The sequence below is a fragment of the Halorubrum tibetense genome, assembly GCF_042661865.1.
Taxonomy (GTDB): domain Archaea; phylum Halobacteriota; class Halobacteria; order Halobacteriales; family Haloferacaceae; genus Halorubrum; species Halorubrum tibetense.
Genome location: NZ_JBHSWW010000137.1, coordinates 1 through 6,374, shown reverse-complemented (window position 1 = coordinate 6,374; position 6,374 = coordinate 1). Strand labels below are relative to the sequence as shown.

Here is a 6,374-nt window from a genome sequence, read left to right as displayed (position 1 = left end):
GCCGGCGGCCGCCCGCCCCCTCCGAGAGTTCCTCGACACGTGTCCGGCGTGTGGGGGGTCGGTCGTTGAGACGACGTTCCAGCGATGTTGTGGCGGGCCCGGCGCGCCCCGCCGGACGCCAGACCAACCGGTGCTCGCCTGTGCGGACTGCGACGCGGTGGTCCACTCGTACCCGCCGGAGTGACGGGCGACCCCGAACGAGGCTTATATGTATCCGTCGACGACGCGTCCGACGACCGGAACCGCGGTCCGTCTCCCCCGATACGCCGAGAACATCAACCCGATCCAGAGCCCGACGGCCACCACCGCGACCACGAACGCGATCACAGAGAGGACGGCGGCGACGGTCCCTGAAACTGCTGCGACGAAGGGCTCCAGAAGCGAGAACAGGAGGCTCACCGAGAACAGCCCGCCGAACGTGATCGTACTCTGTGCCGCGTGAAACCTGACGAACTCGTCCTCTTCGAGGAGGTAGAAGGCAAGTCCGGTCACGAACGTCAGCGAGTAGCTCATCGCGCCGGCGAGGTTGGCCGGCAACCCGAGCGTGGTCGTCGCCTCGTCGCCGGCGTCGACATCGGCGGCGGAACGGGACATACCCCCACTTGGCGAGCGCCGCTACTGAACGTTTGCGGTTGCGAAAGTCAGGTGAGAACGCGGTGATGGAAGCGCACCGCAGCGGGGAGACTGTCCGCGGGTCCTACCCGCGGACGAACGTCACCGGGCAAGGAGCGTTCAGCATCACTTCCTGTGCGGTCGAACCGAACACGGCCTTACCAGCCGGGGAGCGGTCCCGTCCGCCGACGACCACGAGGTCGGCGTCGAGCTCCGTCGCAAGGCTGACGATCCGCTCGCCTTTCGTCTCGCCGTTCTCGATACGGCCGTACCAGTCGAACGCCAGGCCGGCCTCGGCGATCGCGTCGCCCAGCTGCCGGACCGTGACGTGACGTTTCGCGACGACGTCTGGCGTCACCTCGCTGTCTGGGTCGAAGTCCAGGTCCGTCTTCGCGCGATCGTACTCCTCTTTCCCGAAGATGTGGCCGATCGCGACTGTCGCTCCTGTCCCTTCTGCCAGATCGATGACCGTCCGGGCCAACCCGTCGAGCCTGTCCTCGTCGTCCCCGCCGACGGCGACCAGTATCGTATCCATGCTCATGTCGCTTAATACGGCCCGTGGCCGGATAACTCTTTCGAGAAGTTTACTCAGTTCCGAATAATTATTCATGCATCGACCACTGTTCCGTATTTGATCGGGGTTTACAGGCCGAATACGGCGTCATCCAGCTCGCGAATGTCGGTTCGCCGTAGGGATTAATACGTGGAGCCGTGGTAGCGTCGAACGGTGCGCCCCACTCCCGTAGACCGCCGAGCCGTTCTCACCGCGTTGGGAACAGCTGCTTGTTCGGGCTGTCTCGGAGGCCATCGTGAGGGATCCATGAGCGAAGGTGAGACGACACGTGACGGGCCGGAGGGGGACTGGACGACCGTGCTACGAGAGGAGTGGGAGGAGTTCGATCCGCGGCGGTGGGGTGTCGGGTTTATCGACCGCGAGGAGTGGATCCCGGACGACGACGCGAGTGTGAGCGGTGAGCACGTATCAGTCGAGGACGGACAGTGTGTCCTGACTATCGAGTCACGAGGAACGGGGCCCGCGGGCTGTTATCAAGGCGTTATCAATTCGAGCGTGGGCGGAATGGAACACCACCCGTCGGTCGGTATTCCCATCGATCCGGTCCCGGGCCAGTACGTCGAGGCACGGATCCTGCTCCCCGGCCGGACAGGGGTGTTGCCCGCGTTCTGGATGCATCCGGCGAACACAAACTGGCCCCCGGAGATCAACATCGTGGAACTGTTTCACCGCGGAGTAGATCCCAGGGCCGAACGGCGGACCATGAACGTCGACGTCCACTGGAGCGAGTCCGGGCAGCCCGGCGATCAGGACACACACGAACACACCCCGTCGCCGATAGACGTCGGGGTCGACCTCACCGAGGGGTTCAACAGGTACGGGTGTGCGTGGTTCGAAGACCGGATCGAGTGGTACTTCAACGGCGATCACATGCTGACACGGTCGTCGCCGCCGGAGATGACGGCCACGCTGACCGCGCCCGCTGCCCGGCCATTCGGACTCGTGTTCTCGAACCACGTGAACCGGATCGGTCGTGCCGACCTCGAACGGGCGTGGACGGAACATCTCGTTATCGACTGGGTCGAGGTGTCGAGGTTCGTTCCGTGAGTTCGGCGCTCCCCTGAGCTCGCTCGGCGGACGGCCGGGATCGCTCACCCGTAGCGTTCGGGTCCACTTTTCACCGGCGGTGGTACTTTTACCCCCGAGCGCTCAGTGTTGATATGCGCGGAACGGCTATTCGAGCGGCCGGTGGTACCGTTCTCGTGGCCACGCTCGTGTTGATCGTCGTCGTGGTGTTCGACCTGGCCGCGTCCGCGCTCGCCGCGGATCCGCTCTCAATGGCGAGCGAAGGCGTGTCGCTCTCGGAGGTCGAGCTGGTCCTGTTGGTACTACTCCTCTTCGGCCTCGTACCGCTCACCGTGTTCTTCTGGTTACAGGGGCGGTCGGCGGAAGGGCCTCGGTACAACACGGAGGAGTAGTGGCCGGTTCCCGTCCGAGTGGAGGCACGGATCCTGCCCGAGCGAACTCCGGGGAGTCCGTGGGTCGTCACCTACATCTATCAGCCGTCGCATACGTTCCCTGTAATGGACTCCGGGATGACACGGCGGGAGCTGCTCTCCGGAGCGACGGCCGTCGGGGTCGCGGCCGGACTGTCGGGCTGTCTGGATCGGTCGGTCACTACCTCTCGCGGATCCCCTGATGACGGCTCACCGTCCACCATGAGAATGGATGGCCGCTATCCGCTCGTTTCCTCCGAGAACGTGGGCGGGCGCGCGGTTCCGACGATGCCGGTGAACGTTCGGATAGGTTTCGGTGAGACCGACGCCGATGTCGAGGCGGTGAGAGACGTGTTTCGGTACAACCCACGATGGTCTCCGATCGTTCGCTTGGTCGACCGCTACTGGCCGTTTCACGAATCGCCCACCCAGTTCGTCTGGGACGCCGACCTCGCCGGCTTCCGCCGGCCGCTCGCGAGCTATCGATACCCGTTTCTGCGCCGGAAGCCGGGTGGAGCGATCGGGTATCACGTCTACCTCTGGGACGTTCGTGACCGAGGGGAAGTGGTTGGCGTCGTCGGACAGGCACACAAGGACGTCGGGAGTCTCCGTACCCACGTGGGAACGGACTACCACGAGGCGACGGGGGCGGTCGCCACCGCGTTCCACCGCGCGGACTGGCACACGACGCCCGCGTCGTTCGATTACGGCGTTGACCCGTCACAGCGCCGCCGATGGGGACCGACCGGTGACCTCCTCGTCCGACCGGAGTGAATCTGCGACCCACTGAGGAGGTCCCGTTCCCCGAGGAGTGTTGCCGCTACGTGTTTTCATATAACAAATTTGGAATGTGTGTCTGTCCGGTAAGTATATCTTTCTCGGATATAGTGTGTTGGTATTGATCTCCGTCGTTTCGGTCCTCTCGGTTCTACTCACGCTCGTCGTCCTCGTTTATGGCATGTCCGCAGCCTTCTGGCTGTTCGAGACGTCGGTGCTTGCTCCTGGGAAGGAGAGCGACGAGTCTGCGTTCGAGTGGGGGCCCGGTGACGTGCAGGTGCGGATCTCGACGATCGCGGCGGCGGACATCGTTCAGACGACGGTCAATACGCTTCCCGAGGCGGTAACGGACGTACACGTTATCGCCGAAGCACCGATCGACGTCGAGGGGGCGACGGTCCACGTCGTGCCGGACGATTTCGAGTGTGCTGCCGGGCACAAGGGCCGAGCCCTCGAATGGGCCCGGCGTCACGTTCCGTGCCGCAAGGAGTACGTCCTCTTTCTCGACGAGGACACGCTCGTCACGGAGTTCGAGGGTCTCCCTGACGACGACGTCGTCCAGTTCACGGAACTGCCCCTGTATACTGGGTCACGGTGGGCGTATCTCTGTGAGGTGTTCCGGATCGGCTACCAGTGCGAACAGCGGGCGTTCGCTCGGTTCGCCTATCCACTGTACGTGTGGGGAGGCGGTATCGCGATCCGACGCTCGGTCGAAGAACAGGTCACGTGGGACCGGCGCACGATCACGGAAGACACGGCCTTCGTCTGGACGGCGGCCGCGGAACTCGGGATATCGATGTCGGTCGTCGACACGAGGTTCCGAAATCAGGCACCACCCTCGATTCGCGGCATGATACGGCAGCGACGACGGTGGATGTCCGGGACCCGCGAGGACGGCAACATGCTCCCGCCCACGTACCGGGCGCTGATCAGCGTCCGAGCGGTGGTGTGGGCGCTCTCCCCGCTTATCGTGATCTTGGGGGCGCTGACGACGCTCGTCCCCGGCGTGACGGTGCTGGCCGGAACGTACGTCGACTGGCTGGTGCTCGTGATGCTCGTGTTCCTCCACTTCGTCACCTGGGTCGGGGCGTCCGTGTACGGGTTCGGAGTCGGGACGACGACGCTCGCGGTGGTCCTCACGATCCCGATCGTGTTGTTGAACACGGTCGGCGCACTGTGGGGATTCCTCTCACCGACGCGAGCGTTTACCGTGACTCCGAAGGTCACGGCGGAGCGCATCGAGCGGTCCCACCCGACGTTCAGGGACTCGGACGGCGATCTCGAGGAAACCATCGACCAGGAATCGAACGACATGCCGTTGGATCCACGACGGCTCTGACGGCGTGCTCGTTTGCGGCGGCATGCGGGTATCGTCGTAGGGGATCTCGTCGCCTATTATAAACCGACGGGGGGTGATCCACACCGTATGCGCTTCGATCACGTCGGGATCGCCACGCGCGATGCCGCGACGCTCGCCGATCTGTTCGCCGACCTGCTCGACACGCCCGTCGCTCACGAGGAGACGTTCGACGGGATGCGTGTCGTCTTCCTCGAACTCGATGACGGTGGGTATTTCGAGCTGCTGGAACCCGAGTCGGACGGGACGATCGCCGACTACCTCGACCGCGAGGGACCGGGTATCCACCACGTCGCCCTCGCGACCGACGACCTCCCGGGAGCGCTAGACCGGGCCCGGGAGCTCGGTGTCGACCTCGTCGACGAGGAGCCACGCCCCGGCGCGTGGGGCCACGAGGTGGCGTTCCTCCACCCCCGATCGACCGCCGGCGTGCTCGTCGAGCTCGTCGAGCAGTAGCGACGGACGGTCGTCGGTACGTTCCGGCCCGTCAGGTCATGACTGGCCGTGACGGCGGTCGTCGTCGGCATCCGCGTCGTCGGCACCCGTGTCGTCGTCGGCATCCGCATCGCCGTCGGCAGTGGCCGCGTCGGCGGCGGCGTCACCGTCCGTGTCCCTGCCGTCGATCGCCGGATCGTGCGTCTCGTACCAATCGAGGATCGACTCCAGCCGGTGGATCGCGCGGTCGGGGTCCCCGATGTTGTGGTGTTCCTCCGGGTACACGACCAACTTCGCGTCGGTTCCGCCCTTCTTCGCGGCGACGTACAGCTGTTCGGACTGGGTGGGCGGACACCGCCAGTCGTTCCCGCCGGCCATCACGAGCAGCGGGGTCTCGATCGCCCCCGCGTCGAGGATCGCCGAGGAGGCGTCGAACGCCTCCGGCTCCTCCCACGGGAGCCCGTACTCGTTCTCGATCCAGACGTGGGTGTCGTCGGTGCCGAACGCCGACCGCAGGTCGTAGATGCCGTGTTCCGGCGCGGCCGCCGTGAACAGGTCGGGCTCCTGCGTGACGAGGAACCCCTGGGCGATCCCGCCGTACGAGAAGCCGTAGCCGAACACCCGGTCGGGGTCCGCGACGCCGCGGTCGACGAGCGACTCGAGCCCGGCGGCGATGTCGGTGACCTCCGCGGTGCCCCACGCGCCGCGCAGCTCCTCGGAGAACGCCCGCCCCCGCGAGGAGCCGCCGCGGTAGTTCGGTCGGAAGACGACGTACCCCCGGCTCGTCAGGGCGGCGTGGGCGAACGAGAACACCGGCTCGTCGTAGGAGATCGGCCCCCCGTGGATCGCGACCACGAGCGGATGCGGGCCGTCCGTCGGGTCGACCTCGGGGTCGTGGTACACCACGCCGTCGAGCGCCCACCCCTCGGACTCCCAGGTAACTCGCTCGACCTCGGGCATGGGGTGCGACCCCACGAGCGCGTCGTTGGTCGCGGAGACGCGGACGAACGAGTCGGGTTCGTTCGGGAACGACGCCGTTTCCTCGCCCTCGGCGGCGGCGATCGGGTCGTACGGGTCCGGAGTCGGGGACTGTCGATCGCCCGTGGCCGGAGCCGTCGCCGGGTCGACGAGGTCGGCCGCGTCGAGCGCGAACACGTCCGTCCCCGCCGTCGGGTCCGAGAGG

At 65.9% G+C, this 6,374-nt stretch carries 9 protein-coding genes; 6 read left to right on the top strand and 3 right to left on the bottom strand.

From position 1 onward, the window contains the following. A partial coding sequence (locus ACFQEU_RS09805; RefSeq protein ID WP_465261128.1) for a DUF8054 domain-containing protein occupies positions 1–184 on the top strand: 184 nt, incomplete at its 5' end. Positions 185–204: 20 nt separating this feature from the next. Here ACFQEU_RS09805 and ACFQEU_RS09800 read toward each other — a convergent pair. Beyond that, positions 205–594: a DUF4870 domain-containing protein gene (locus ACFQEU_RS09800; RefSeq protein ID WP_379781639.1), complete on the bottom strand. Its 390-nt coding sequence runs from the start codon at positions 592–594 to the stop codon at positions 205–207. A 103-nt stretch (positions 595–697) separates the two neighbouring features. Beyond that, a complete protein-coding gene (locus tag ACFQEU_RS09795) occupies positions 698–1,153 on the bottom strand; it encodes a universal stress protein (RefSeq protein ID WP_379781637.1) in 456 nt (151 codons plus the stop codon). A gap of 279 nt (positions 1,154–1,432) precedes the next feature. Between ACFQEU_RS09795 and ACFQEU_RS09790 the strand changes: the two genes are divergently transcribed. The 5 genes from ACFQEU_RS09790 to mce all read left to right on the top strand — a co-directional run bounded on the left by ACFQEU_RS09790 (position 1,433) and on the right by mce (position 5,212). Continuing rightward, entirely contained in the window at positions 1,433–2,233 is an 801-nt protein-coding gene (locus ACFQEU_RS09790) for a glycoside hydrolase family 16 protein (RefSeq protein ID WP_379781635.1), read from the top strand. A gap of 155 nt (positions 2,234–2,388) precedes the next feature. Continuing rightward, complete coding sequence (locus tag ACFQEU_RS09785) at positions 2,389–2,604, top strand: hypothetical protein (protein WP_379781633.1); 216 nt, start codon at positions 2,389–2,391, stop codon at positions 2,602–2,604. Positions 2,605–2,709: 105 nt separating this feature from the next. Further along, positions 2,710–3,396, top strand: a complete 687-nt coding sequence (locus ACFQEU_RS09780) for a hypothetical protein (RefSeq protein ID WP_379781631.1) — start codon at positions 2,710–2,712, stop codon at positions 3,394–3,396. 184 nt (positions 3,397–3,580) lie between these two features. Next, complete coding sequence (locus tag ACFQEU_RS09775) at positions 3,581–4,738, top strand: glycosyltransferase family 2 protein (RefSeq protein ID WP_379781640.1); 1,158 nt, start codon at positions 3,581–3,583, stop codon at positions 4,736–4,738. An 87-nt stretch (positions 4,739–4,825) separates the two neighbouring features. Then, complete coding sequence (mce, locus tag ACFQEU_RS09770; RefSeq protein ID WP_379781629.1) at positions 4,826–5,212, top strand: methylmalonyl-CoA epimerase; 387 nt, start codon at positions 4,826–4,828, stop codon at positions 5,210–5,212. A gap of 36 nt (positions 5,213–5,248) precedes the next feature. Here mce and ACFQEU_RS09765 read toward each other — a convergent pair. Then, positions 5,249–6,374 (bottom strand): alpha/beta hydrolase family protein (locus tag ACFQEU_RS09765; protein ID WP_379781627.1); only part of this gene is annotated, 1,126 nt, incomplete at its 5' end.

Coding starts and splice junctions, on each gene's coding strand:
- ACFQEU_RS09780 (WP_379781631.1), top strand. CDS start 2,710: ATGGACTCCGGGATGACACGGCGGGAGCTGCTCTCCGGAGCGACGGCC.
- mce (WP_379781629.1), top strand. CDS start 4,826: ATGCGCTTCGATCACGTCGGGATCGCCACGCGCGATGCCGCGACGCTC.
- ACFQEU_RS09795 (WP_379781637.1), bottom strand. CDS start 1,153: ATGAGCATGGATACGATACTGGTCGCCGTCGGCGGGGACGACGAGGAC.
- ACFQEU_RS09775 (WP_379781640.1), top strand. CDS start 3,581: ATGTCCGCAGCCTTCTGGCTGTTCGAGACGTCGGTGCTTGCTCCTGGG.
- ACFQEU_RS09790 (WP_379781635.1), top strand. CDS start 1,433: ATGAGCGAAGGTGAGACGACACGTGACGGGCCGGAGGGGGACTGGACG.
- ACFQEU_RS09800 (WP_379781639.1), bottom strand. CDS start 594: ATGTCCCGTTCCGCCGCCGATGTCGACGCCGGCGACGAGGCGACGACC.